We start from the raw sequence: 24693 nt of genomic DNA, 5'->3' as shown, positions 1-24693 counted from the left end.
CCTTGAAGAAGACATCAACTGCGCAATCAATGAGGAGAAAAATAGTGTTACCGAAGCAGAAATTCTGCATTTAGGGATCGCACGTAACTATCGTAAACTGCTCCCCAAAAAATACATGATGCAAGCTTATCGTATCGCCACAAATTTGCGCAATATTCAACATTCTTTAGATAATCTTTATTATGAGACAAAGAATGAGGTGTTTTGGTATGGGATTAAAAATAATCTGCAGCTGCTTAGGCTCAAGATGCCAACTTATTCAACCTGCGATCTATTACCCATGCCAATAGAAGCACAAACCAAACTGCAACATTATATTATGCACTGTTTACAACAAACATTTACCCATTGGAACAATTTATGCTCTCTACAGCAGAAATGAAAAAAAGACTGGATTATGCACGCTTTACCCATTTAGCCAGTATGTTTATGATGGCCATGTTCATTTATCTATTTTCAACAATTCCTCATAAATTTTGGGTCTTACTCACAGTTTTGGTTGTTAGTGCGGGTATTGAACCTGGCTTAATTGTGCGACGAGCAATCCATCGTATTGGCGGCACCTTTGCTGCTCTGGTAATTTTAATTCCTCTAATTTATATCATGCAATTTAATTATAGGCTCATCCCAGTTGTCTTTATTATGGCGCTCATTGGCTTATCGGTTTCCTCTTTAAATCCTCAACGCTATGACATCAGTGTCTTCTTTACAACCATCATGATTTTTTTGCTCTTGGCGCAAACGACGGATCTTAACTCGCCTGAGAGCCCTGCTGACATGGTAATTAACCGTGCCATTTGTACGCTTATTGGCATTGCCATTATATTAGTGGGAGATTATTTATTATTTCAAGCCTACCATTATTCATACAAGCTTTATTTATTCCATCAAAGAATGGTGTACAATTTTTTCAAAAGTACCCTGCAGGAAATTCATAAAACAAAGCCAGAAGAAATAAATACCTTTATCTTTGTGGAAAAATTACGTGGTGACATGATTACCAATTGTGCTCCTATCGCTATTAGTTCTGAAAATTTAAGATTAGAAAAAAAAATTACCCATCAAACCCGAGAAAAATTAGACCAGTTTCAAGATACGATTTGGGATATACGAAGGCTAATATTTGCCTTGTGCGTTTCTAAATTCGTTTTACATTCGCCAACAGCCACTGAGAAACACATGCAACAAGCTAAAGATTTGATGCAAAGAGCAAATGCTAATTTTATTTAAGTTAATTAGCCGCAAAGGTTCAACAATAAAAACCGAAGTAATAAATCAGGGGAATAGCAAAATCTTGGTGAACAACAGGTGAAGCGAACCGGTTACAAACAAAACATAAAAAAACCCGCCATTACAGCGGGTTTTTCACGAAATGGTGGGAAAGGCTTACATCATGCCGCCCATGCCTCCCATACCACCCATTCCGCCCATGCCGCCCATATCACCAGCAGCGTCATCTTTCTTAGGTAAATCAGCAACCATACACTCAGTAGTCAGCATTAAGCTTGCTACAGAAGCAGCATTTTGTAATGCCATACGCGTTACTTTAGTTGGATCTAAAATACCTAGATCAACCATGTCACCGTACTCACCAGTAGCCGCATTGAAACCATAGTTGTCTTTGTTTTCAGCTACTTTGTTTACCACAACAGAAGCTTCATAACCTGCGTTGGTTACGATCTGACGCATTGGTGATTCAATAGCGCGACGCAGAATATTGATACCCATAGTTTGATCGTCGTTATCACCTTTCAATGAATCTAATGCTTTTTGCGCACGAATCAAGGCAACACCACCACCAGCTACAATACCTTCTTCAACCGCAGCACGAGTAGCATGCAATGCATCTTCAACACGAGCTTTCTTCTCTTTCATCTCAACTTCAGTAGCAGCACCTACTTTGATTACTGCAACACCGCCAGATAATTTAGCAACACGCTCTTGTAATTTTTCACGATCGTAATCAGAAGAAGTTTCTTCGATTTGCGCACGAATTTGGGTAATGCGCTCTTTGATTTCAGCAGCTTTACCTTCGCCATCAATGATGGTGCAATTTTCTTTAGTCACTGCAACGCGTTTTGCAGTTCCTAAATCTTCTAATGTAGCCGCTTCCAAACTCTTGCCAATTTCTTCAGAAATTACTTGGCCATGAGTTAGAATTGCGATGTCTTGTAACATTGCTTTACGACGATCACCAAAGCCTGGAGCTTTAACCGCACATACTTTAACAATACCACGCATGTTGTTAACAACTAGGGTTGCTAAAGCTTCACCTTCAACATCTTCAGCAATAATCAATAATGGACGACCAGATTTTGCAACGCCTTCCAATACAGACAACATGTCACGAATGCTAGAGATTTTCTTATCCACTAACAGAATGAATGGATGCTCTAATTCGCAAGTCATGTTTTGTTGGTTGTTAATGAAGTATGGAGAAATGTAACCACGATCAAATTGCATACCTTCAACAACTGATAATTCATTTTCCAGTCCATTACCGTCTTCAACAGTAATAACCCCTTCTTTACCTACTTTGTCCATAGCACTAGCAATGATGGAACCAATTGCTTCGTCAGAGTTCGCAGAAATAGTACCAACTTGAGCGATTGCTTTGTTGTCTTTACAAGGCTTAGACATCGCTTGTAATTTTTTAGTTACTGCTTGAACCGCTTTGTCGATACCGCGTTTCAGATCCATTGGGTTCATGCCTGCAGCAACTGCTTTATTCCCTTCAACCAGGATAGAACGAGCCAATACAGTAGCAGTAGTAGTACCATCACCAGCAGTATCAGAAGTTTTAGACGCAACTTCTTTAACCATTTGCGCGCCCATGTTCATGAAGCGGTGTTCAAATTCAATTTCTTTCGCAACAGAAACACCGTCTTTAGTTACAGTAGGTGCGCCATAAGACTTTTCTAAGACAACATTACGACCACGTGGGCCCATAGTTACTTGAACTGCATCAGCCAATGCATTAACACCAGCAAGCATTTGTAGACGTGCATCGTCTCCAAAACGTAATTCTTTAGCCATTCTTTCTATCTCCTAATGAAATAAGTCAATTACTTCTCAATTACACCCATGATGTCGTCTTCGCGCATCACAACTAATTCTTTACCATCAACTTTTACTTCTGTACCAGAATATTTACCGAATAATACAACATCGCCAACTTTAACCGCTAAAGCGCGAACATCGCCGTTATCAAGCACTTTACCAGCGCCAACAGCCACAACTTCACCACGCATTGGTTTTTCAGTAGCACTATCTGGAATCACAATACCACCTGCTGTGGTACGCTCTTCTTCCATACGACGAACTACAACGCGATCGTGTAAAGGACGAATTTTCATAACATATATCTCCTGATTTAATTAAACAGTATTGATGCTGATTGACATATGGGGGCAAGGCGCTCACTTTCAAGGGTCAAAATGAAAAATTTTCGCTTTTATTTTTATTGATATAATCAGTGTAAGGCCATGATGCATGGATAAACCTCTTTTAGGTAATATGCAACGCTAGAGTGACTTTTGCTTTGCGTTCCTCAAGGAAGTTTAACAAAAAGAAATCCCCATAAATAATGCGAGTTTGTAGCCTGTCTTGGTTAATTTTTAAATAAATCTGCAAAAATGACTTTTTTCTTAACAAGAGTTACCTTTTCCATTGATTCGCACTACAATGAAGGCAATTACATTGAGGGTATCAAGGTTTAATATGAAAAAATGGTTGTTATTATTCTTAGGTTGCTTCTTCACCATTATTGGCTACGCCAATCCTCTACCGTCTGCACACGTATTTCAGGTGAATGCGACAAAAATTGATCCCAATACGTTTGCGATTAATTTCCAAGTAAAACCCAATTATTTCCTTTATAGCGATCGCATTAAATTAACACCTCAAGCAGACAACACAATTCACTTAGGCAGCATCCGTTTTCCAGCCACGACGAAAAAAGTTGATAAGCAGGGCCATGTTTATACGGTTTATCGCAATCATGTCTCCATTCCCATAGCCATTTTAGGTAATAAACCAGGCAAAACGTTGCTTACCTTAAATTATCAAGGTTGTTCTGATGATGGTTTTTGCTATGCTCCCGAACAAAAATCAATTCAATTAACCATTGATGATAAATTAGCGTTAAGCCAAGCCACTATAGGGCCAACCACACAAAAACCTGAATCCACCACACCAGTCGCAACGACAAATAACAGTGGCATTAGCGAAGTCTTTATAAATCATAGTTGGGCTATGATCTTATTAACCTTTTATGGTTTTGGTTTATTATTGGCATTCACACCCTGTATTTTACCCATGGTTCCCGTTTTATCCGGGATTATTATTGGCCATGGCAAAGAAATAACGACAAGAAAAGCCTTTTTCCTTTCCTTTAGTTATGTACTGAGTATGTCCGTGACTTATGCCATCGTGGGTGCTGTTGTCGCTTTACTTGGTGCTAATTTGCAAATTAGTATGCAATCACCATGGTCGATTGTCCTCTTTAGCCTCATTTTTGTGCTTCTCGCTTTATCCATGTTTGGCTTTTATGAATTTAAATTACCGCATTCCTGGCAGGCAAAAATAGGCAATACCAGCCGTAGCCAACTCGGGGGCCATTATCTTGGTGCCGCCGTTATGGGCTGTTTGTCTACCCTCATATTATCCCCTTGTGTTACCGCACCATTAATTGGGGTCTTAACCTATATTGCGCAAACGAAAAATGTGCTCTTAGGCTGCGTGACCTTATTTATTTTAAGCTTGGGCATGGGCACCCCGCTCTTGTTAATTGGCACTTCTGCAGGAAAATTGCTGCCAGAAACCGGCGGTTGGATGAATACCCTCAAAGCGATATTTGGCGTACTCTTCATTGCCGTTGCTATTGAATTAATCTCACGCATAGCGCCGCCTACACTGAGCATGGGTTTATGGGCAAGTTTGCTTATTTTTTCAGGCATTTACAGTGGTGCCTTAACTTACTCCACATCAAATCGCGAAAAATTTAATCAAAGCCTCGGGCTTATTTTGTTGGCTTATGGTTTTCTAATTTTAATCGGCGCCAGCAAAGGAGCGACTAATCCGCTACAACCGTTAACTACCGAGAAAATAATCAGCACAAACACGGCTAATATTCTGCATGAACAAGGCTTAAGCAGTCTAAAACAAGAAATAGTTGCCGCACACGGTAAACCGGTGATGTTGGATTTTTATGCGGACTGGTGCAATGCGTGTAAAGTCATGGACGCAACAACCTTTAAAGATCCGCGGGTACAACAAATACTGAGCCATTTTAGGGTAATTAAAGTCGATGTCACCGCAAATACCGCGAATGATAAAGCAATCCTTAACTATTTTGATGTCGTGGCACCGCCAACTTTTGTGTTTTTTAATGCACAAGGCCAGCAACTTGATGAGTTAAAACTAGTTGGTGAAAATTCTGCTGATGAATTTTTAACAACCTTAAACCAAATAAAATTAAACTAATCGCGGTTATTTGGTCTAGGAGGCTCTGATGATGTGTACGGCCATTAAATTAACGCCAGTTTCGGATAAAAAATCGAGGAGGAATAAGCGCTGTTCTGCTTTTTAATCTGATACTGACATTGCGCTAAGGAAATCTGTTATTCTCATGCAACCAGAAAACCATCATGAATTGGCATTTGAGCCAGTGTAAGCTCCCCACCTATGCAGAGGCAGAGGCAGAGGACGACAGATTACACCATATCATTATCTTAATCGCCGTGATGATTATGGAGTGTTCCTTGCATTTTGCTGGTTTGGTATTTCAAAACTTTGTTCATCGATATCAGATGGTTTAATTTTCTCGCCAGCCTTAACGACGCCTCCATTAGCATGGTACAAATGTCCATCCCCATTTGAATAAGCCATTACTTTTTTAGTGGCAACATCATACATTACAAAGGAGGCTCCTTTTTCACTTTGTTTCATGAAAAAATTAGCTAACTCTTCTTCTGATGCGAATTTAAATTGGACATCATTACCATTTGCCCCAGGTTCCTCATACCAACTTTCCTGAGCATATTGCTCTTTGTAAGCATTCACAACATCATCAATAAATGGGCTCTGAACCCCGGCTTGTAACGAAGTTTGCCTTTGCACTCTTAACTTTGCTTCCATTTCAGTATAGGTTAAGTGCATAAATTCCTTATGTTTTAGTTCAAGCTTCATGCGTTCTTTTAGTTCATCCTGATTAAGTACTTGCAATTTTTTTAACTCAAGTAAACGCATCTGCTCTTTTTGTATTGGACTCATACTATTTCCTTAATTAACTAATTATGAATTGATACTACATAATAGAATAGATAATTTCCTCATCTTAAAAAATTTGTGGTTCAAATTTTTGCAAATTCTTTACAAAGATTTGATCTCCGCAACAAAGTACCTAAAACATTGTTAACCCTGTCGACAATACCACTCAAGAAAGGTTATAATTCGTTCACTTTTTTTACAGTTAGAATCTTATGAATCATAAAGTTGGGTTTGTTAGCTTAGGTTGTCCTAAAGCTTTGGTTGATTCGGAGCGAATCATTACGCAACTACGTGCCCAAGGGTATGAGTTGGTTTCCAGTTACCAAGATGCAGGAGTAGTTGTCATCAATACCTGTGGATTTATTGATAGTGCGGTTAAAGAATCACTAGATACAATTAAAGAAGCAATGGCTGAAAATGGTCGTGTTATTGTCACCGGATGCTTAGGCGCCAAAGCGGATGTCATTAAAGAAGCCTGCCCAGATGTATTACATGTTAGTGGTGCGCACGCTTATGAAGAAGTGGTTAATGCCGTACACGAACACCTTCCCCCCCCAGCAGATCCCTTCATGCAACTGGTTCCCCCCCAAGGAATTAAACTGACACCACGTCATTATGCTTATTTAAAAATATCTGAAGGCTGTAATCAAAAATGTACTTTTTGCATAATTCCCACCATGCGCGGCAAACTGCAAAGTTATCCGTTGGTGCAGGTTTTATCTGAAGCGAAAAAATTAAAAGAAGCAGGTGTAAATGAAATTCTAGTCATTTCACAAGACACGAGTGCTTATGGAGTGGATACGCGTTATCAGCCAGTAACCTGGCAAGGAAAAACGGTTAATACCCGTTTTTATGATTTATGTGAACAATTGGGTGAATTAGGCATTTGGGTTCGTTTACACTATGTTTACCCTTATCCTCATGTGGACGAAATTATTCCGTTAATGCGTGATGGGCTAATCCTTCCTTACTTGGACATTCCCTTGCAGCATGCTAGTTCTCGGGTGCTCAAAGCAATGAAACGCCCAGCCAGTAGTGAAAATACATTAATGCGTATCGCCGCGTGGCGTGAAGTTTGCCCAGATATTACCTTGCGTTCTACCTTTATTGTCGGTTTTCCAGGAGAAACTGAAGAAGAATTTGAAGAGCTGCTCGATTTTTTAGCAGAGGCCCAATTAGACCGTGTAGGTTGCTTCAAATATTCGCCAGTTGAAGGTGCTAAGGCAAATGATTTAGCAAATCCTGTACCTGAAGAAGTTAAAGAAGAACGCTATCATCGTTTCATGCAATTACAAGCAGAAATCAGTCGTACTAAGCTACAAAACAAAATTGGCACGACGCAAACAGTATTGATTGATGAGATCACTCCTGAGCAAATCATCGCTCGGAGTAAAAGCGATGCTCCAGAAATTGATGGCCTAGTGATACTGCCACCAACTCCCGGCATTAAGATCGGCTCATTTGCTAACGTCACGATTATTGATAGTGATGATTATGATTTGTTTGCTGAATTTGCGTAACGATTAAGCCATTCAATCTACTTATGCAAACTGGGCTGTAAAGCCCAGCAACAAATCAATGCTTTGAAATTAGCATTCAAATTGATGAAAATAGCTAGGCTATAGACTTCACAGCTTAACCTATAGATGGCCCCTCTTTTCAGCCAAAGACTTGCTTGTTATCATTCGAGCTCAATTAGTACAGTATCATAACCAGAGTGGATAATTATGACGGATTTTAAGATAGGTGAAGAAGTATGGATTATAAGTTTTGAAGTTGAAAATGACTTCTATTTATTATCCAAACAACTAATTACTGAACTTTCTGAAGAGCATGTGGAATGTGAGGATGAATTTAATACGTTCCATGTTTCTTATGATGATATTTATCGCAGCAAAACCGAAGCGCTAAGCGTAATGATTGAGAAATTGCGCAATTTGCGAGATGGGTTAGCATAAGAATTTCACGGCCCGGAAATAACTTTACCAAACCCGGGCTAAGATACTTATTCTGCACTAACCTTTAATTGTACATCGATGTTGCCACGTACCGCATTAGAATAAGGACAAACATGATGCGCTTTATGTACTAAATCTTCCGCCTCTTTTTGACTTAAACCAACGATTTTAGCGTGTAACATGACACCAAGCTTAAACCCTTTTTCGGGAGTCGGGTATAAAGAAACCTCAGAGGTCATCGAGGCATCTTTCAATGCAATTTTGTCCACTTGCGCAACATAACGAATAGCGCTTTCAAAACAAGCGGCATACCCTGCTGCAAATAATTGTTCTGGATTATTGCCGCCGCCATTTCCACCCAATTCTTTAGGCATCGCTAAATCTAATTTCAAAAGGCCATCAGCAGTTTCCACATGACCATTACGACCACCATGAGTATGAGCTGTTGCCGTATAAAGTGCTTTCATTTTTAGTCCTTTAATTAATAATCCTGAGTCCAAAGGTAGTTATGATTTAAGTCTTTGTCAAATGTATGTTCCGGCGTATCACCATGAGTTCACCACGCGCTGTAAAGCGCCGATGCTTTATGCATACGATAAGTTAAAATAAAAATTGCTGATAAATAGTTGTCACCTGATTCTGAATACGCTCATCCCGGGTGCTTCCTGGACGTAATAAAGCCAGATGCAGTAAATGATGATAGTGTCGATATGCTTTTTTCAAAACAGCAAATTGTTCTTTGTTTAAAACACCCGCTGTAAATAAATAATTCAACTGATTTAACGTATGGGTGGAGCGTGCTAAAACCGGACTGCCTAAATTCAGAATTAAGAACTGCACTAAAAACTCTAAATCCAACAAGCCATCAGCAATATTTTTTAATGGATTACTATCATGATGCTGATCAATTTTCACACGCATCGCGAATACTTCTTGTTGCAAAATAAGCTTGTCTTTTGGCAAAGACAACACTTCTTTTTTCAACTGTAAAAAATCATGTTTCATGCGGGGATTTCCAGTCAATATCCGCGCTTTTAATAAAGCCTGATGTTCCCACGTCCATGCTTGTTTTTTTTGATATTCGATAAAAGCATCAATATGACTTACCAATAGACCCGCCGTCCCCGAGGGCCTGAGTCGCGTATCCACACTGTATAAAATACCCGATTGCAAACGCGTAGTCAGCATATGCAAAATCTTCTGTGTCAAACGCGTAACTAAAGCTTCATCGACAGGTCTTACTCTATGTAAGAAAACTAAATCCAAATCTGAGGCGTAATTCATCTCACGACTACCCAGTTTGCCATAAGCAATAATGGCAAAACTCGATTGGACTTCCTTCATTTCGGGATAACGCAAAGACAATTGCTCACTGGCGATGACTAAAACCTGGCTCACAATTACTTGCGCAACATCAGAAAGAAATTTACCAATACGCACAGAACTGCTAAAACCATAAAGCTCAGCCCGAGCAGCCATCAACCAATTAGTTAATTTAAATTGACGTAACATTTCTTCTTGAGCCTCCACATCCTGATGATGTGCTAATTTCTCAAGTAATAACAACTCTAATTGTTGACGCGCTTGCGGCCGCCATTCTTGCCCTTGATCCAGCAATACTTCTAACAAAAACGGTTGATTTACGAGTAATGAAGTAATAAATGAACTATGGGCAAACCAAAAAAGTAATTCCGTTAACACCTGCGGATTTTCAGTTAATAAAGCCAGATAAGCGCTGCGCCCAACAATATTTTCGAGTAAATGCATCACTTGCAATAAGACTTCATCCGTTTTTTCAACATGAGTCAGTTCTGTCAGTAACAAAACCATAAATCGATCCAAACGCATACGCGCCCCTTGCGGCAAACGTCGACAGCGCGGACCATGACGAAAAGCATGGATCATTTGATAACAATGTTCTGCATTTGCAAAACCGAAACTAGTCAATAAATTAATGGCCATTGTGGATTCAACATGCCCCTGCCAAAGACTGGCCAATTGATTGGCTAATAAGCGCTTTGCATCTTCATAATAATCTACTTTGCCCATCACCGCGCGAAAAGCATAACGAATAATACGTTGATATTGATGTAATTTGGCAAGCAGATTATCCCATGAGGCATACCCCATAGCCAAAGTCACCTGCATTTGTTTGACTGGTTCATCGGGCAAAGAATGAGTCTGTTGATCATTTAAACTCTGGAGCGTATTTTCCAAGCGACGCAAAAATAAATACGCCTGTTTTAACGCCTCACTATGATGCAACAAACGCTCACGCTTTAAGACAGCAAGCACCGCTAAGGCATTTTGCTGTTGTAAGGGGGGCAAGCGTCCACCACGAATTAATTGAAAATTTTGAAGAATAAACTCTACTTCACGAATACCACCTTGACCACGTTTAATATCATCCAAACGCGGATTTAATTGCACCTCGCGTTCAATCATTGCCTTCATACTGCGGAGCGATTCAATCACACTAAAATCGACATAACGCCGATAAACAAAAGGGACAATTAAACGTTCAAACCAAGCAGGCACATCAGCGAGTGCTTCAGAAATCACGCGCGCCTTCACCATCGCATAGCGTTCCCAATCACGCCCCTGTTCTTGATAATAAGTTTCCATTGCCGCCAAACTCGGTACTAAGGTACCACTATCACCATTAGGTCTTAGTCTTAAATCAACACGAAAAACAAAACCGTCAGGCGTCACATTTTGCAAGAGTTGGCTAAATTGCTGAACAACTTTACTAAAGTACTGCTGATTTTCAATACGCTCTTCTCCATCGGTCTCACCTGCCATGGTATAAGCAAAAATAAGATCAATATCCGAAGAATAATTAAGTTCTCTTCCCCCAAGCTTTCCCATAGCTAAAGTCAGTAAGAAAACCTCATGACCATCAGCATCGCGAGGGGTGCCATAGCGTACAGACAAGATCTGTTTGCAATACTGCAAAGCATGTAAGATCAACGCATCAGCGCAATCAGACCAAGAATGCATAACTTCTGCGGTGCTGCTAATTCCAGATAATTCCAGAAGTAACAAACGCAAAAAATGCGTATGCCGAAAGTGCCGTAATTCGCGGGCATAATGCGCTGGAGCCAAACTAAAAGGGACCTTGTTTAAGGCATGAAAATAATCTTCGCGTGCAAGCAACGCAGTACACTCATCGTTCATTAATAGATTTTTTAATAATTGTACCTGCTTGCACGCATAGTCACTGACCAGTATCAGTTTTTTTACGCTGTCACTTAACGGATGTGACAAATCTGAAAAATGTTTTTCGATAAACCACGATTTTGATTCGAGCAACTCAGGGATTTCTATTGACATAAATTATTTATTAAATAATGAAACTTTTAATTCCCAAAACTAATACTCTCGTTATAATCTATAAAAATCAATAACTATTGTACTGAAATTAAAATGAATTTTATTCGTCGTGTTTTGCTCGCCAGTATTTGCCTCACCTCCACAGTATTTGCAGCAGATCTCCCCGTCTTAAATATTGGAACAGAAAGCTTTAACCCACCATTCGTCATGCAGGGTTCAAAAAAAGAAATTTATGGTTTTGATATCGACATGATGAATACCTTATGCAAAATCATGCAGCGAACCTGTCAATACCACATTATGCGCTTTGATACATTAATCGATGCCGTAGCCAGAAAAGAAATTGACATGGCCATTAGTTCAATCACGATCACCCCTGAACGGGCGAAAATTGTAAATTTCAGCTTACCCTATTTACCGAGCTATTCGCGTTTTGTCACCAAACCATCCACCAAAACAGAGCCATTTACCTTAGCATTTTTAAATGGGAAACGAATCGGCTTGGAAACAGGAACAATTTTCCCGCAACAATTAGATGCCATGGGTGTTAAAAACCCCAAATTAAAAATGTATGCCAGCGTCTCAGACCAACTAACTGGATTAAATAAAAATGAAGTAGATATCATTTTGCTTGATAACCCAACGGCGACATACTGGGCATCCAACTCATCGGATACCTTTCAATTAGCAGGCCCGGCTTACATGTATGGCTATGGTCTTGGTATTGCAGTAAACCCAAGCGAAACCAGCTTATTAACATCATTAAATCAAGTATTATTGCAATATCAAAATTCGACTGAATATAAACAAAATTATGACCGGTATTTGCTTGAGTTTTAAACAAATTACCTTCTTTTTTGAAAAGAATTTAAAAGAAAGAAGAGAAATAAAAAGAATAGACTGCACCCGGCCTTAGCTAAGGGTTAAGCATTCACACCAATCCCGCCTGAAGAATCCCTTATTCATCTTCATATCAACGCCATGCAATCGTAAGAACAACTGATTGCGATTGAAGTACTTAAGTTATATCGAGTTCTGCCGCTAATAAAAATAAAATAATAAACCATAATGTGACGCGCATTTAGACAACAAATTGAATGTAAATGGCTAAATTTAAGATTATATAAAGGAAGTGTAATGACAAAACGATTATCTGCTTTTTATGCCCTATTTTTATTTCACTTCTTGATTGTCTTTTCTGGCTATGCGGCCTCTACCACTAAAGATTTACCGGAAATCCACTTACTTATCGATGTTTCTGGAAGTATGAAACACACAGATCCTCAAAACCTTAGAGTTACTGCAGTTAAATTATTTAACTACCTTGTTAATAATAGAGCCGTTGTAAGTGTTAGTACATTTTCAAATGATTTGGAACAAATTATCCCCCCCCAAATAGTCACTGCCAAATTTCAAGAGTCATTTTTAAAAAAGAAAAAACAAATCAAATCAGATGGAGCATGGACTAATATTGATGCAGCTCTAAATGGTGTAAATAAATCGTGGAGTAAAAATAAAAAAGTAATTATTCTCCTAACAGATGGGATGTTAGATCTAGGCTCAGATGCCTTAAATAAAAAATCAACGCAGCAGTTAAATGAAACAACTATTCCTATATTACAAAGGGAGCATGTCCAAGTTTACACCATAGGTTTATCAAATGAGGCTGATAGTACACTTTTATCTAATATTTCTTTAAAAACCAATGCATTATTTCAACCGGTTATTTCTGCAAAAGATCTGGATAATGCGTTATATGCAATATTCTCATCAGTAATTTCAGTACAAGAAGCTCCAATTATTACGAAACAAGCACAAGAATCTTTTAGCAATGCAAAAGCGGTTCAAAAAAATTCATCAAATACAGTAGATAAAGAGGCAACCTCAACAATATTCATCGATAAGAGCATACAACAGTTTACCTTGATTTTTAAAAAAAATACGGACCCTCATAGCGCAGCAATGTATTTATCAAGTCCTTCTGGAACAAAGCGCGACTTAAATATGGATAATGAAAATTCTGTTTCTATTGGGGATTATAAAATTCTTAATATTGATCAGCCTACTCCAGGTAATTGGATTTTAAGTGGCCCCTCAATGAAACTAAAACAAGTGATTATCTTGACCAATGTTAATTTAATAACCAATTTTTCCAGCGGAGTATATTTCAATGATGAGTTGCTCCCTTTATCGGGACATTTAGAAGAGGATAATAAATTAATCGACTCCGCTGTATTGCTAAATGCGATGAATATGAATTTTGAACTTGAAGGCGCAGGCAAACAATTTTCTTATAAAATTCCTTATTTGAGTAAAGGCGTTTTTAAACTTGAAAGACTACTTCAGGTACCTAATGGTAATTATGTTGCAAAATGGGTAGCGAAGAGTGAATTTTTATCAAGAAAGCGCCAATTTACAATGTCAGTGCAAAGCGATCCCTTTCACTATACGTTTAATTTAGATCATTCGCTCAAGATTGAGTTAATTACACCACAAGTAATCGATCCAGATTCCGTTAAGATAACAATTAAATATCAAAATAAAGCGATTAATGTGCCAATATCAAAAAATAAAAATGTATGGAATGCAGATTTAGTCTCCTTATGCCAAGAACCATCTTTTTCACTTAATGATGTGCTAATTAGAATAAATGCACGTTTACTCAGCGGCCGCGCTGCCGAGTTTAATGTATCACCCCATTCTGATTTTTGCTCTTCAGAACAACTTACCAGCCAATTACCTACAATCAACTTAAAATCAGCCGTTAGTCTTAAAGTAAAAAAAGCCCCCCCTTTAAACAAGCTGAAAACAATAAAACCAGAAGAAGGTGGTTCCAAATTTAATAACTTGATATTTTTAATATGTATCCTATTGTTTATGTTAATACTATCTTGTTCGTTTATGATAATAAGAATGAATTACCGTAAGAAAATAAAAAAAATCCGAGATCAAACTTTATGAATATTAATCTTCTTAATTTAGCACTCCTAGGTTGTATTATGATTTTTACAACAATTATCATAATTCTAATGATCATTAAAAAAAGACAAACAAATATTATTTTAAACGCATTTCAGAAGAGTAAAAATCTATTAAAAACTCAAATAATTAATGATGAGGAACTGTTAAAAAGTACTCTAGGCGCCCCATTAATGCCTGAGTTAGAAAAAAAAATAATGGACGTTATTGCTGTGGAAAAAGATTCATACAATAACTTACTCAATCTTTTTGTTGATTACCACCCTGCCGCAATTGAAATGATGCCGGTTTTTATGAGTAAGATCACCGAATCATATGTTTATTGCATTGAGCAAATAATGCTATTAAATAAGAGTGAGCAAAGTAAAGAAGTTAATATTCCGGTGGAAAATAGTCCTCAAGAGGTGATTTTAGATGGTGATCCTTCAGAAGATGACTATCAATATGAAGCTTTAATTGAGCAGTTACGCTTTGAGAAACAAGATTATGCTGATAAATATAAAAACGCTCATAAGTTATTAGAAAAAATTTATTTAACCTACAAAGATAAATTAGAGATTAGTGGTCCTGAAACATTTGAGAATATGAATCTAAACCAGATAGAGAATATTTTGAAACTCAGCTAAAGGTTACGTCCTCATAAACAACTAAAAAGAATAAATCATAAGAAAAGGATGATTTTATGAAAGTTTTGATAATAGATGATTTTGCAACAATGAGAAAAATTATAAATAACTATTTAAATCAATTAGGCTATACGGAAGTTACGCAAGCTGAAAATGCAGAATCAGGATGGGAGATAATGCAGAAGGAAGACTTTGATTTAGTGATTAGCGATTTTAATATGCCAGAAATGAATGGTCTTGAACTACTGAGTAAAGTAAGGAATGAATTTCGAAATAAGCAGCAAAAATTTATTCTCCTTACAGCAGAAACAGATAAGGATTTAATAATCAATAGTAAAAATTTAAAAGTCGATGGTTATATTTTAAAGCCATTTAAAATAGATGTACTTGAGGCTAAACTTAAATCTATATTTAGTTGAATTAGCAGAGTACTCCATCGCAATCACCGTTTCCATTTGATGGCAGACAAATCGGAGCGAATGGGAATTTCCCCTCTCCTATGCATCAGAGAGGGCTGAAGTCTAATGTAAGGTTTGTCCTTGAATAATACAACGAGAAATCACCTGACGGGTCACAAAATCCCCTTGGCTCACTCCATACATTGAATTAAAATGCTTAGCTAAAATAATAACCCATCCTGACAAACAAAAATTCATACGCTTTTCAGTGGGATCAACAACAATTTCAAAAAGCCCCAATGCACCACTCTCACGTTCATTTGCATACTCTTCCATAATGACGCGTGCTGTTTGTAAATCTCTGTCTCTGGTAGGCCAATTTTCACTCATATTATTCTTCCTAAAAAGCATGATTAGGTCTCTGTAACTCCTCTTATATAAGAGGTAATTTTTAAAGTTACAAGAGCAGAAGCACAGGTTTATTATGCCATAATTTGATCAAATACTCAATATTAAGATTAATTTTTGTACCATTTATTTGCATGGTAAACGCCAAATACTGTGTATAAGTAGAACTCACCTGGCACACCTTAACCAAATTCATCGCTTTTGAAAATCGACTATTTTTGAAATTAATTATTTCCAAATTAGGTTAAGAACGTTCAATCTTCAAATTGATTACTGATACCAATCTCTATTTTGCTCTGTTTCGTACCCGTATTATTATCGCGATTAAAATACATTGAGTTCACTTTAATTGTGGGTTAGCATATGATGAATCATCACTGAATTGCTCTAATTTTATACAAAGGGATTTGTAAAGTGACTTACAATGTTAAAATAAATCCAGCCGGGATTATTTATAAAGCACTAAAGAATAAAACCATTCTTGATGGCGCTCTAGAAAATAAGTTATTCCTAGAATACAGCTGTAAAAAAGGAAATTGCAATCTTTGTGAAGCCAGCCTTTTATCCGGTTCTGTAAAAAATGAACATGGTGAAGTCATTAGTAGCGGTAAATTTTTAACCTGCTCCTCTTATGCCGAAACAAACATTTCTCTAAACGCTAGCTATTGCCCGGAATTAGCAAATATTGAATCAATGACCTTGCCCTGCAAGGTTGATAAATTGGCTATTAAAGCCGATGATATTGCTATTTTGACCCTAAGAATCCCACCAACTTCTGCGTTCAACTATTTACCCGGTCAATATATAGACCTTAGTTACCAAGGCGTAAAACGCAGTTATTCACTCGCCAATATTAAAGAAAATTCCCTTATTGAATTACATATTCGCCTGCTGCCAAATGGGGAATTTAGTCAATTGCTGAAGAATATTTCCCTAAATCAATTAATGCGCATTGAAGGGCCTAAAGGCACTTTTTTTATTCGGGAAACAACAAATCCCATTATTTTATTGGCAGGTGGAACCGGTTTTGCACCGATAAAAGCAATGGCTGAAGGGTTAATTTCTGCCGGAAGTTCACGGGAAATTTTTATTTATTGGGGTATGACCGAAGCAAAACGATTTTATACCGATGTTGCTAGCAATTGGGCAAAAGAGTTTAAAAATATTAAATATATTCCTGTTGTCTCAGGAAACGATGAATCCTGGAAGGGTCGATTTGGCTTAGTACATGAAGCAGTGCTAGAGGATTTCTCATCCTTATCACGATATGAGGTCTATGCCTGCGGCTCCCCTAATCTAATTGATAAAGCAAAAGAACTTTTTCTGCAAGAAGGTTTAAATCCTGATAATTTTTACGCGGATGCCTTTGTCCCGTCAAACTAATTTTAACATGGAGTAAATAATGAAAGCAGTGATTCTTGCTGGTGGTTTGGGGACTCGTTTAAGTGAAGAAACCACCGTAAAGCCTAAGCCAATGGTTGAAATCGGTGCCAAACCCATTATTTGGCATATTATGAAACTCTATTCTGCTCATAATATTCATGATTTTGTAATTTGTTGCGGCTATAAAGGATATGTAATTAAAGAATACTTTGCAAACTACTTTCTTCACATGTCCGATGTAACCATCGACATGCGCGAAAATAAAATGGAAATTCACTCCAAACGTGCAGAGCCCTGGACAATAACACTAGTGGATACTGGTGAGACATCAATGACTGGCGGACGACTTCTAAGGGTTGCGGAACATATTATGTACGATGACTTATTTTGCTTCACTTATGGTGATGGCTTAAGTGATGTAAACGTATCGGAAACGATTGCATTTCATCGAGCGCATGGAAAATTAGCAACCTTAACGGCGACCTATCCACCGGGTCGTTTTGGTGCATTAGATATACAGCAAGGGATGGTAAAACATTTTAAAGAAAAACCAAAAGGTGATGGTGGAATGATTAATGGTGGTTTCTTTGTTTTATCCCCCGAGGTTTTAAACTATATTGATGGTGATGCATGTATTTGGGAGCAATACCCGCTAAATCAGCTGGCCAGTGAAAATCAGCTAGTGGCCTATGAGCATGAAGGATTCTGGCAACCTATGGATACTCTGCGTGATAAAACTTATCTGGAAGAGCTATGGAATAATAACAAGGCACCTTGGAAAGTATGGGAATAGGCTAATGATAGATCTTAATTTTTGGCAAGGAAAGCGTGTTTTTATTACTGGGCACACTGGATTTAAAGGAAGCTGGCTTAGCTTGTGGTTACATAGTCTCGGTGCACAAGTCCAAGGCTATGCTTTAAACGCACCGACTACCCCTAGTCTTTTTGCAGAAATACAGCTTCAAAATAAAATTGCCTCCAAGATAGCGGATATTCGTGATCTGAACACACTTTATCAATGTATGAATGCATTTAAACCCGAGATTGTCTTTCATTTGGCCGCGCAGCCCTTGGTTCGCTTATCTTATGAGATCCCTGTAGATACCTATAGCACGAACGTTATGGGGACAGTTCATCTATTGGAATCAACACGTTCCATTAATACGGTTAAAGCGCTAGTCAATGTCACCAGCGACAAATGCTATGAAAATCAAGAATGGCCATGGGGGTATCGAGAATCAGAGCCAATGGGTGGTTTTGATCCCTATAGTAGTAGTAAAGGCTGTGCAGAATTAGTTACCAATTCTTATCGACGCTCCTTTTTTAATGAACATAATTACCATGAGCATGGTTGTGCTATAGCATCCGCAAGAGCAGGTAATGTAATTGGTGGTGGCGATTGGGCACAGGATAGATTAGTGCCCGATATTCTTAAAGCTTTTGCCGATAAAAAAGAAGTATACATTAGAAATCCTCAAGCAATAAGACCTTGGCAACATGTTCTCGAACCCTTATCTGGTTACATTAAGCTTGCTGAAAGTCTCTATAAAGAAGGCGTTTCCTTTGCTGAGGCCTGGAATTTTGGCCCAATGGAAAATAATGCCAAGCCGGTTGAATGGATAGTCAAACAGATGGCTGAGATTTGGGGTGCAGGAGCAAGCTTCGCTGTCGATAAAAGCCTTCATGTACATGAAGCTCATTTTTTAAAATTGGATTGCTCTAAGGCAAAATTAAAATTGCATTGGCAACCACAGTGGATGCTTCTAGAAAGCTTAGATCGTACGGTTAATTGGTATAAGGCTTGGCTAGAAGGGATTAATATGTATGATTATACGATTAATGAAATTAACGATTATATGAACTCACAAATAGGTTAATTCAGCATGACAAAAGAGCAGCTACGTCAAGAAATTTTAAAACTAGTTTCCCATTATGCGGAACTGGAGTATCAACCAAAGACATTTGAAGCAGGTAAAACGGTTATCCCTCCTTCAGGAAAAGTGTTGGGTGCTCTGGAATTACAAAATATGGTCGAAGCGTCATTGGATGGCTGGCTTACCACCGGACGTTTTAATGAGGCATTCCAAAATAAATTAGCCGCTTACTTAGGCGTACCCTATGTTTTAACCACCACCTCTGGTTCCTCAGCAAATCTTCTTGCCTTAACTGCTTTAACCTCACCTAAACTTGGCGAGCGCCAATTAAAACCAGGTGATGAGGTAATCTCCGTTGCTGCCGGCTTCCCAACCACTGTAAATCCTATTATTCAAAATGGATTAGTCCCTGTTTTTGTGGATGTAGATATCCCCACCTATAACATTGATGCACGCCTTATTGAAGCCGCAATTACAGATAAAACCAAAGCGATTATGATCGCACACACCCTGGGCAATACCTTTAATCTAACGGAAGTACAACGCCTTAAAGAAAAATATAATTTGTGGCTTATTGAAGATTGCTGCGATGCATTGGGCTCCACCTATGAAGGGAAAATGGTCGGTAGTTTTGGAGATATTGCCACCGTTAGTTTTTATCCAGCTCATCATATTACGATGGGTGAAGGTGGAGCTGTTTTTACTAAATCTAAAATGTTGCATACACTAATCGAGTCATTCAGGGATTGGGGACGCGATTGCTATTGTGCGCCTGGCTGTGATAATACCTGTGGCAAGCGTTTTGCCCAGCAATTCGGCTCATTACCAAGTGGCTATGATCATAAATATACCTATTCACACCTTGGCTACAACTTAAAAATTACCGATATGCAGGCAGCCTGTGGTTTAGCACAGCTAGAAAGTTTGCCGCAATTTATTGAAGCAAGAAAAATTAATTTTAATCACCTCCATAAAGGACTGCGTTCTTGTGAAGATTTTATCATATTGCCCGAAGCAACCGAAAAATCATCACCCTCTTGGTTTGGTTTTCCAATAACGCTAAAAACTGAGCACAAAATTGATCGCGTTGATTTATTAAAATTCCTTGAACAACATAAAATCGGTACCCGGCTTTTATTTGCCGGAAACTTAACTCGCCAACCTTATTTTGAATCACTAAATTATCGGATATATGGGGAGCTTATAAACACGGATATTATTATGAATAATACTTTTTGGATTGGTTTATATCCCGGTTTGACCGCAGCTCATCTTGATTTTGTTATTGAAAAATTTGAGGAATTTTTTGGTATTGGCTTTTAATTACGCTCAGGAATAGAGACTAAAATGCAAAATAGTGAAGGTAGATCGCTAATAAAGGCATCCGATGCAGTAGCCCGGCTTCTTGCCCATAAAAAAATTTTTGTCGGCTTTGAGCTTATTGGTGGCATGATTACTCATCTGGTTGATAGCATTAATAATCTCGCTATGACAAAACTGGTTTCTGTCCATCATGAGCAAGGAGCAGCCTTTGCGGCAGGAGGCGTTGCCAGAGCAACTAATAATGAAATCATGGGACTTGCTTTGGGAACAAGTGGACCGGGGGCTACTAATTTAGTGACGGGGATTGCCGATTGCTGGTTCGATAATATTCCCTGCCTCTTTCTGACTGGGCAAGTAAATACGAGTGAATCACGCGGCGATAAGAAAATAAAGCAACAGGGATTTCAGGAACTCGATATTATTAGTATCGTTTGTTCGATCACTAAATATGCAAAGAAAATTGAGTGTGTGGAGCAATTTCTACCCGAGTTGGATAAAGCAATCGATTTGGCGCGAAATGGCCGCCCGGGTCCTGTTTTATTAGATATTCCCATGAATATTCAACGTGAGTTAATTGATGAACAGATTCTTTTAACGCTTTTAGAAAAGGAGGAACCCAAACCTTTTTTCTCTAATGAGGCGAAAATTATAACCCCTAATATTCAAAAAAAACTGCGAATGGCAGATAAGCCATTAGTGCTATTGGGGGGAGGCGCAGTCAATGATCCTCAGTTTCATGATTTTATAAAAAAACTGAACACGATGAATATTCCTTATGCCGCAAGCCTCAAAGGAAGTGAAAAAATTACAGAGGCCGCCCCTTATTTAGGAATGATTGGCGCTTATGGCACACGAGTAGCCAATTATGCGTTACAAAATTGTGATTTACTTTTAGTAATTGGTTCGCGTCTTGATGTCCGCCAAACTGGAGCTGACTGCCAGGATTTTTCGCGAAAAGCCTATGTTATTCAAATAGATATTGATGAGCACCAGCTCAATAATCGCATTAAGGCCGATGAATCTTTTTGTCTTGATGTCCATTCTTTTTATAAAGAATTCAGTAGAGAAAAATACAACAAAGAAAATCATAATTCCTGGGTTAATCATTTACTAGAAAAGAAAAAAAATCTATTCATTAATGAATATCAAGAGATTAAATTAAATCCTTTTGTACTATTTAATTTAATGAATCAACGTCTTAAAAATAAAGAAGTGCAGTTTGTTTGTGATGTTGGCAATAACCAAATGTGGGCTGCGCACACACTGCGTCATAGCGAGGGGCAAAAAACGCATCATTCAGGTGGTTTAGGCGCAATGGGCTTTGCTATTCCCACCTCAATCGGCGTGCATCTGGGTTCGCAAAAACCGGTTATCAGCTTTTCCGGAGATGGCGGAGCGCAGTTAAATATACAAGAACTGGATATCATTGCCAGAGAAAAGCTACCAATTTTAACTATTATTCTTAACAACAAAGCTTTAGGCATGGTAAAAAATTTTCAAGATCTTTATTTTGCTGGTCGTAATCGTTCCACCTATTGGAAGAGCTATTCCAGTGATTTTGTAAAACTTGGTCAAGGTTATAATATGCACGCGCTGCATATCAACTCATTAGAAGAATTTAATAATGCACTAGAGTTATTTCTGCAAACTCTTAATCCTTTATTGATTGAGATAAATATTGAGGAAGTGAACGAATGCAGACCCAGGCTTGCTTTCGGTGACAAACTAGACAACCAATCGCCCAAACTTGAATTTGGCGAGCAACATAAAGTATTAGCAGGGGCTTATGAATGAGAATTGCTGTCTTAGGTGCTACGAGCTATATAGCTCAAGATTTTATCCGTACCATTGCTCTTCGCAATGATGTTGCGCTTGATTTATATGGACGTAATCCTGAGGTTTTATTAACTTGGTTAAGCATAGAAAATTTACCAGCAATTTTTAAGGTAAAAACTTATTCTCAATTTAATAAAGATAATTCTTACGATGCCATCATTAATTTTATTGGCGTTGGCAATCCTGCTGATGCAAAAGCTATGGGTGCTTCTATTTTTGCCATTACCGCAGAATACGATAAAATGGCTTTAGATTATTTACATAACCATCCTAAGACAAAATACATTTTTTTAAGTAGTGGCATAGCTTATGGCTCAAATTTTGAAAAACCGGTTGATGAATGCAGCAAAACCTGTCTTGATCTAAATAATCAGCTTGAAACAGACTGGTATGCAAAATCCAAAATTTATTGTGAATTACTGCATCGTAGCTTGCGTCATTTAAATATTATTGATTTAAGAATTTTTAATTATTTTAGTAGAAATATAGACTTAACTAACCGTTATTTAATTACGGATATTTTAAGAGCAGTTAAAAATCAAGAACATTTTTATACCAACGCGCAGAATATATGGCGCGATTTCTTGCATCCCCAAGATTTCTATCAAATAGTTTCTTTAATACTTGCAGAAGATTCTATAAATGAAGTGTTTGATTGCTACAGCCAAGCCCCTATTGATAAATTCTCCCTTTTAACCGCTATCAAAGAAAATTTCAGCTTTTCGTTTTCATATACTGAATCTGCAGATTTAAGTATCAATGCAACAGGCTTGAAAAAGAAATATTATTCAGAAAATTATAAAGCTGCTTTTTGGGGATATAAGCCCCAGAAAACATCCATGCAATGCATTATTGAAGAAGCAACGAGCCTAATGTACGCGAATACTTCGCCACTAAAAATGATAAAAAATAGTGACCAGAATGCAACAGCGGCTCTAGTGCTAGCAGACGGAATATAAACGTAGACAAAGAGGAAAGTCGAATGATAGCAAGTATCAACAAAACAGAGAGTAGGTACTTTTATTGGTACTATTTTAGCTTAATTGCTGCTTCTTTTGCATTGAGCTATATTTTTTATCAATGGCAAAAACCCGTACTGTTTTGTACGCAGGGTCAAGGTGTTGGTGTAGGTGATGCCATAGGATATATACAATTGGCTAAAAACTTGTTTGTTACGGGAACGGGGGAAGTAAGAACTTACGGCTATCCATTTATTCTCTATTTCATCAATTTGATAACGCCTCTTAAGCGAATCTATGCTTTTCATGTTTTAGTGTGGCAATTTGTTATGTACGTTGGCGCGGCCTATTTAGTAGCACGGTCACTCACTAAAAATGAACGGTTCAGGTTATTTATTTTCGCTAGCCTGTTATTAAATATTTATATACTAAGCTACCTTAGTGTTACATTAACTGAGTCTCTTTCAAATTGCTTATTACTTATCAGTATCGCCATATTCTTTGGGATGAGAAAAAGCTATTTTAGAGTTTTTTTGCTCGGTTTGGTTTCTGCCTATGCAGTAGAAGTGCGTCCCGCTAATTTATGGCTTTTTGCTTTTATTTCCTTGATCTTTTTTTGGGAGTGTCTTGAGGAAAAACAACTACGAGAAATTTTTGTCTCTTTATTCATTTTTGGCATCACTGCCTTAATCGTTTTTTTACCGCAAATCTATTACAATTATCATACCTTCGATAAATTAACCCCCTTCCCAGCGATGAGTTTAGGTAAATTACAATATTCATGGGGCAAAGAGGCTACTCATGTCTCGTTTTCTTTTATACCAACGGCTGTCGCCAATGTTTTTCCAAATCCATTTGTAACAAGCAGCAGCCATAAATTTTATTGGTTTAGCATTAATGGGTTATCTTATCTGATGTTAAAAATATTAATGATATTTTCTCATTATACCTTGTTTGTCTATCAGAATATCTCTGAATCATTTCAGAAAGTAATTGTATTTTTGTCCAGCTTCATTGTTTACTTTGGTTTTTGTGGCTTAATTCTTCAATATAAAAATATAGCCATTAAACAAAGACGAGCAATAATCATTGGCGTATTTTTCTGTATTTTGCTGCATATATTTTCAGGCCTGGAAGATAGATTCACTTTTGCTATCTATCTTTTGCTCTTTCCTTTTGCTTTATATCAGTTTTGGCAATTATTAAGGGCAAAGAATTTAAAGCTGTTACTACCCTTTGTAGCGTTCTTTTTATATATGAATCTAATGAATGCTGTTTACCATGCTTTAACGCCAAGCTATATTCTATCAGTGCAACGTGGCGAGATTCAGTAGGATGGGATAAAG

21 protein-coding genes and 1 pseudogene are annotated in these 24693 nt (G+C 37.8%); 16 read left to right on the top strand and 6 right to left on the bottom strand.

Going from position 1 to position 24693, the window contains the following annotated elements; translation table 11 throughout:
• A pseudogene (locus tag LDG_RS19610) lies at positions 1 to 382 on the top strand (hypothetical protein); the annotation flags it as partial.
• The gene (locus tag LDG_RS07680) at positions 361 to 1230 is read left to right on the top strand and encodes an FUSC family protein (RefSeq protein WP_006870688.1); all 870 of its coding nucleotides are present in this window, start codon (positions 361 to 363) and stop codon (positions 1228 to 1230) included. The pseudogene LDG_RS19610 and the gene LDG_RS07680, both read left to right, overlap by 22 nt.
• A gap of 156 nt (positions 1231 to 1386) precedes the next feature.
• On the opposite strand, the gene groL is transcribed toward LDG_RS07680, so the two are convergent.
• On the bottom strand, positions 1387 to 3036 hold the full coding sequence (gene groL / locus LDG_RS07675) for a chaperonin GroEL (RefSeq protein WP_006870687.1): 1650 nt from the start codon (positions 3034 to 3036) through the stop codon (positions 1387 to 1389).
• A gap of 29 nt (positions 3037 to 3065) precedes the next feature.
• Complete coding sequence (groES, locus tag LDG_RS07670; protein ID WP_006870686.1) at positions 3066 to 3356, bottom strand: co-chaperone GroES; 291 nt, start codon at positions 3354 to 3356, stop codon at positions 3066 to 3068.
• Positions 3357 to 3720: 364 nt separating this feature from the next.
• Between groES and dsbD the strand changes: the two genes are divergently transcribed.
• A complete protein-coding gene (gene dsbD / locus LDG_RS07665; protein WP_006870684.1) occupies positions 3721 to 5484 on the top strand; it encodes a protein-disulfide reductase DsbD in 1764 nt (587 codons plus the stop codon).
• A 264-nt stretch (positions 5485 to 5748) separates the two neighbouring features.
• Here dsbD and LDG_RS07660 read toward each other — a convergent pair whose 3' ends face one another.
• Complete coding sequence (locus LDG_RS07660) at positions 5749 to 6273, bottom strand: hypothetical protein (RefSeq protein WP_006870683.1); 525 nt, start codon at positions 6271 to 6273, stop codon at positions 5749 to 5751.
• 209 nt (positions 6274 to 6482) lie between these two features.
• Here LDG_RS07660 and rimO point away from each other — a divergent pair, with 209 nt between their 5' ends.
• Positions 6483 to 7790, top strand: coding sequence for a 30S ribosomal protein S12 methylthiotransferase RimO (rimO, locus tag LDG_RS07655; protein WP_006870682.1), 1308 nt, complete (start codon positions 6483 to 6485; stop codon positions 7788 to 7790).
• A 207-nt stretch (positions 7791 to 7997) separates the two neighbouring features.
• Positions 7998 to 8228, top strand: a complete 231-nt coding sequence (locus tag LDG_RS07650) for a hypothetical protein (RefSeq protein ID WP_006870681.1) — start codon at positions 7998 to 8000, stop codon at positions 8226 to 8228.
• 47 nt (positions 8229 to 8275) lie between these two features.
• Here LDG_RS07650 and LDG_RS07645 read toward each other — a convergent pair whose 3' ends face one another.
• Both LDG_RS07645 and glnE read right to left on the bottom strand, forming a co-directional pair.
• On the bottom strand, positions 8276 to 8695 hold the full coding sequence (locus LDG_RS07645; RefSeq protein ID WP_006870680.1) for an organic hydroperoxide resistance protein: 420 nt from the start codon (positions 8693 to 8695) through the stop codon (positions 8276 to 8278).
• Between the two features lie 133 nt (positions 8696 to 8828).
• Positions 8829 to 11561 (bottom strand): bifunctional [glutamate--ammonia ligase]-adenylyl-L-tyrosine phosphorylase/[glutamate--ammonia-ligase] adenylyltransferase, encoded by a 2733-nt coding sequence (gene glnE / locus LDG_RS07640; protein ID WP_040534854.1) that lies wholly within the window; start codon positions 11559 to 11561, stop codon positions 8829 to 8831.
• A 93-nt stretch (positions 11562 to 11654) separates the two neighbouring features.
• Between glnE and LDG_RS07635 the strand changes: the two genes are divergently transcribed.
• From LDG_RS07635 to LDG_RS07620, 4 genes are all read left to right on the top strand, one after another.
• Positions 11655 to 12401, top strand: a complete 747-nt coding sequence (locus LDG_RS07635) for a transporter substrate-binding domain-containing protein (RefSeq protein ID WP_006870678.1) — start codon at positions 11655 to 11657, stop codon at positions 12399 to 12401.
• Between the two features lie 297 nt (positions 12402 to 12698).
• On the top strand, positions 12699 to 14522 hold the full coding sequence (locus LDG_RS07630) for a VWA domain-containing protein (protein ID WP_006870677.1): 1824 nt from the start codon (positions 12699 to 12701) through the stop codon (positions 14520 to 14522).
• Positions 14523 to 14560: 38 nt separating this feature from the next.
• Positions 14561 to 15166, top strand: coding sequence for a hypothetical protein (locus tag LDG_RS07625; protein WP_006870676.1), 606 nt, complete (start codon positions 14561 to 14563; stop codon positions 15164 to 15166).
• 56 nt (positions 15167 to 15222) lie between these two features.
• Positions 15223 to 15585 carry a response regulator gene (locus LDG_RS07620; protein ID WP_006870675.1) on the top strand — a complete coding sequence of 121 codons (363 nt, stop codon included), beginning with the start codon at positions 15223 to 15225 and terminating at the stop codon, positions 15583 to 15585.
• A gap of 102 nt (positions 15586 to 15687) precedes the next feature.
• Here LDG_RS07620 and LDG_RS07615 read toward each other — a convergent pair whose 3' ends face one another.
• Positions 15688 to 15954, bottom strand: coding sequence for a hypothetical protein (locus LDG_RS07615; protein ID WP_006870674.1), 267 nt, complete (start codon positions 15952 to 15954; stop codon positions 15688 to 15690).
• A 432-nt stretch (positions 15955 to 16386) separates the two neighbouring features.
• On the opposite strand from LDG_RS07615, the gene LDG_RS07610 reads away from it, so the two are divergent.
• The 7 genes from LDG_RS07610 to LDG_RS07580 are packed head-to-tail and all read left to right on the top strand — an operon-like array spanning position 16387 to position 24681.
• Positions 16387 to 17355: an FAD-binding oxidoreductase gene (locus LDG_RS07610; RefSeq protein ID WP_006870672.1), complete on the top strand. Its 969-nt coding sequence runs from the start codon at positions 16387 to 16389 to the stop codon at positions 17353 to 17355.
• Positions 17356 to 17374: 19 nt separating this feature from the next.
• Positions 17375 to 18148: a glucose-1-phosphate cytidylyltransferase gene (gene rfbF / locus LDG_RS07605; protein WP_006870671.1), complete on the top strand. Its 774-nt coding sequence runs from the start codon at positions 17375 to 17377 to the stop codon at positions 18146 to 18148.
• Positions 18149 to 18152: 4 nt separating this feature from the next.
• Positions 18153 to 19232 carry a CDP-glucose 4,6-dehydratase gene (gene rfbG / locus LDG_RS07600; protein WP_006870670.1) on the top strand — a complete coding sequence of 360 codons (1080 nt, stop codon included), beginning with the start codon at positions 18153 to 18155 and terminating at the stop codon, positions 19230 to 19232.
• Positions 19233 to 19238: 6 nt separating this feature from the next.
• Positions 19239 to 20552, top strand: a complete 1314-nt coding sequence (rfbH, locus tag LDG_RS07595; RefSeq protein ID WP_006870669.1) for a lipopolysaccharide biosynthesis protein RfbH — start codon at positions 19239 to 19241, stop codon at positions 20550 to 20552.
• 24 nt (positions 20553 to 20576) lie between these two features.
• A complete protein-coding gene (locus LDG_RS07590) occupies positions 20577 to 22346 on the top strand; it encodes a thiamine pyrophosphate-binding protein (protein WP_006870668.1) in 1770 nt (589 codons plus the stop codon).
• Complete coding sequence (locus LDG_RS07585) at positions 22343 to 23347, top strand: NAD-dependent epimerase/dehydratase family protein (RefSeq protein ID WP_006870667.1); 1005 nt, start codon at positions 22343 to 22345, stop codon at positions 23345 to 23347. The genes LDG_RS07590 and LDG_RS07585 overlap by 4 nt, the downstream gene beginning before the upstream one ends.
• Before the next feature lie 23 nt (positions 23348 to 23370).
• Positions 23371 to 24681: a hypothetical protein gene (locus LDG_RS07580; protein WP_006870666.1), complete on the top strand. Its 1311-nt coding sequence runs from the start codon at positions 23371 to 23373 to the stop codon at positions 24679 to 24681.
• Positions 24682 to 24693 lie beyond the last annotated feature (12 nt).

Origin of the sequence: Legionella drancourtii LLAP12 (assembly GCF_000162755.2) — a bacterium.
Classification (GTDB): Bacteria; Pseudomonadota; Gammaproteobacteria; order Legionellales; family Legionellaceae; genus Legionella; species Legionella drancourtii.
The sequence above is the reverse complement of the archived record's forward strand: the minus strand, read 5'-3'. Positions and strand labels throughout refer to the sequence as shown.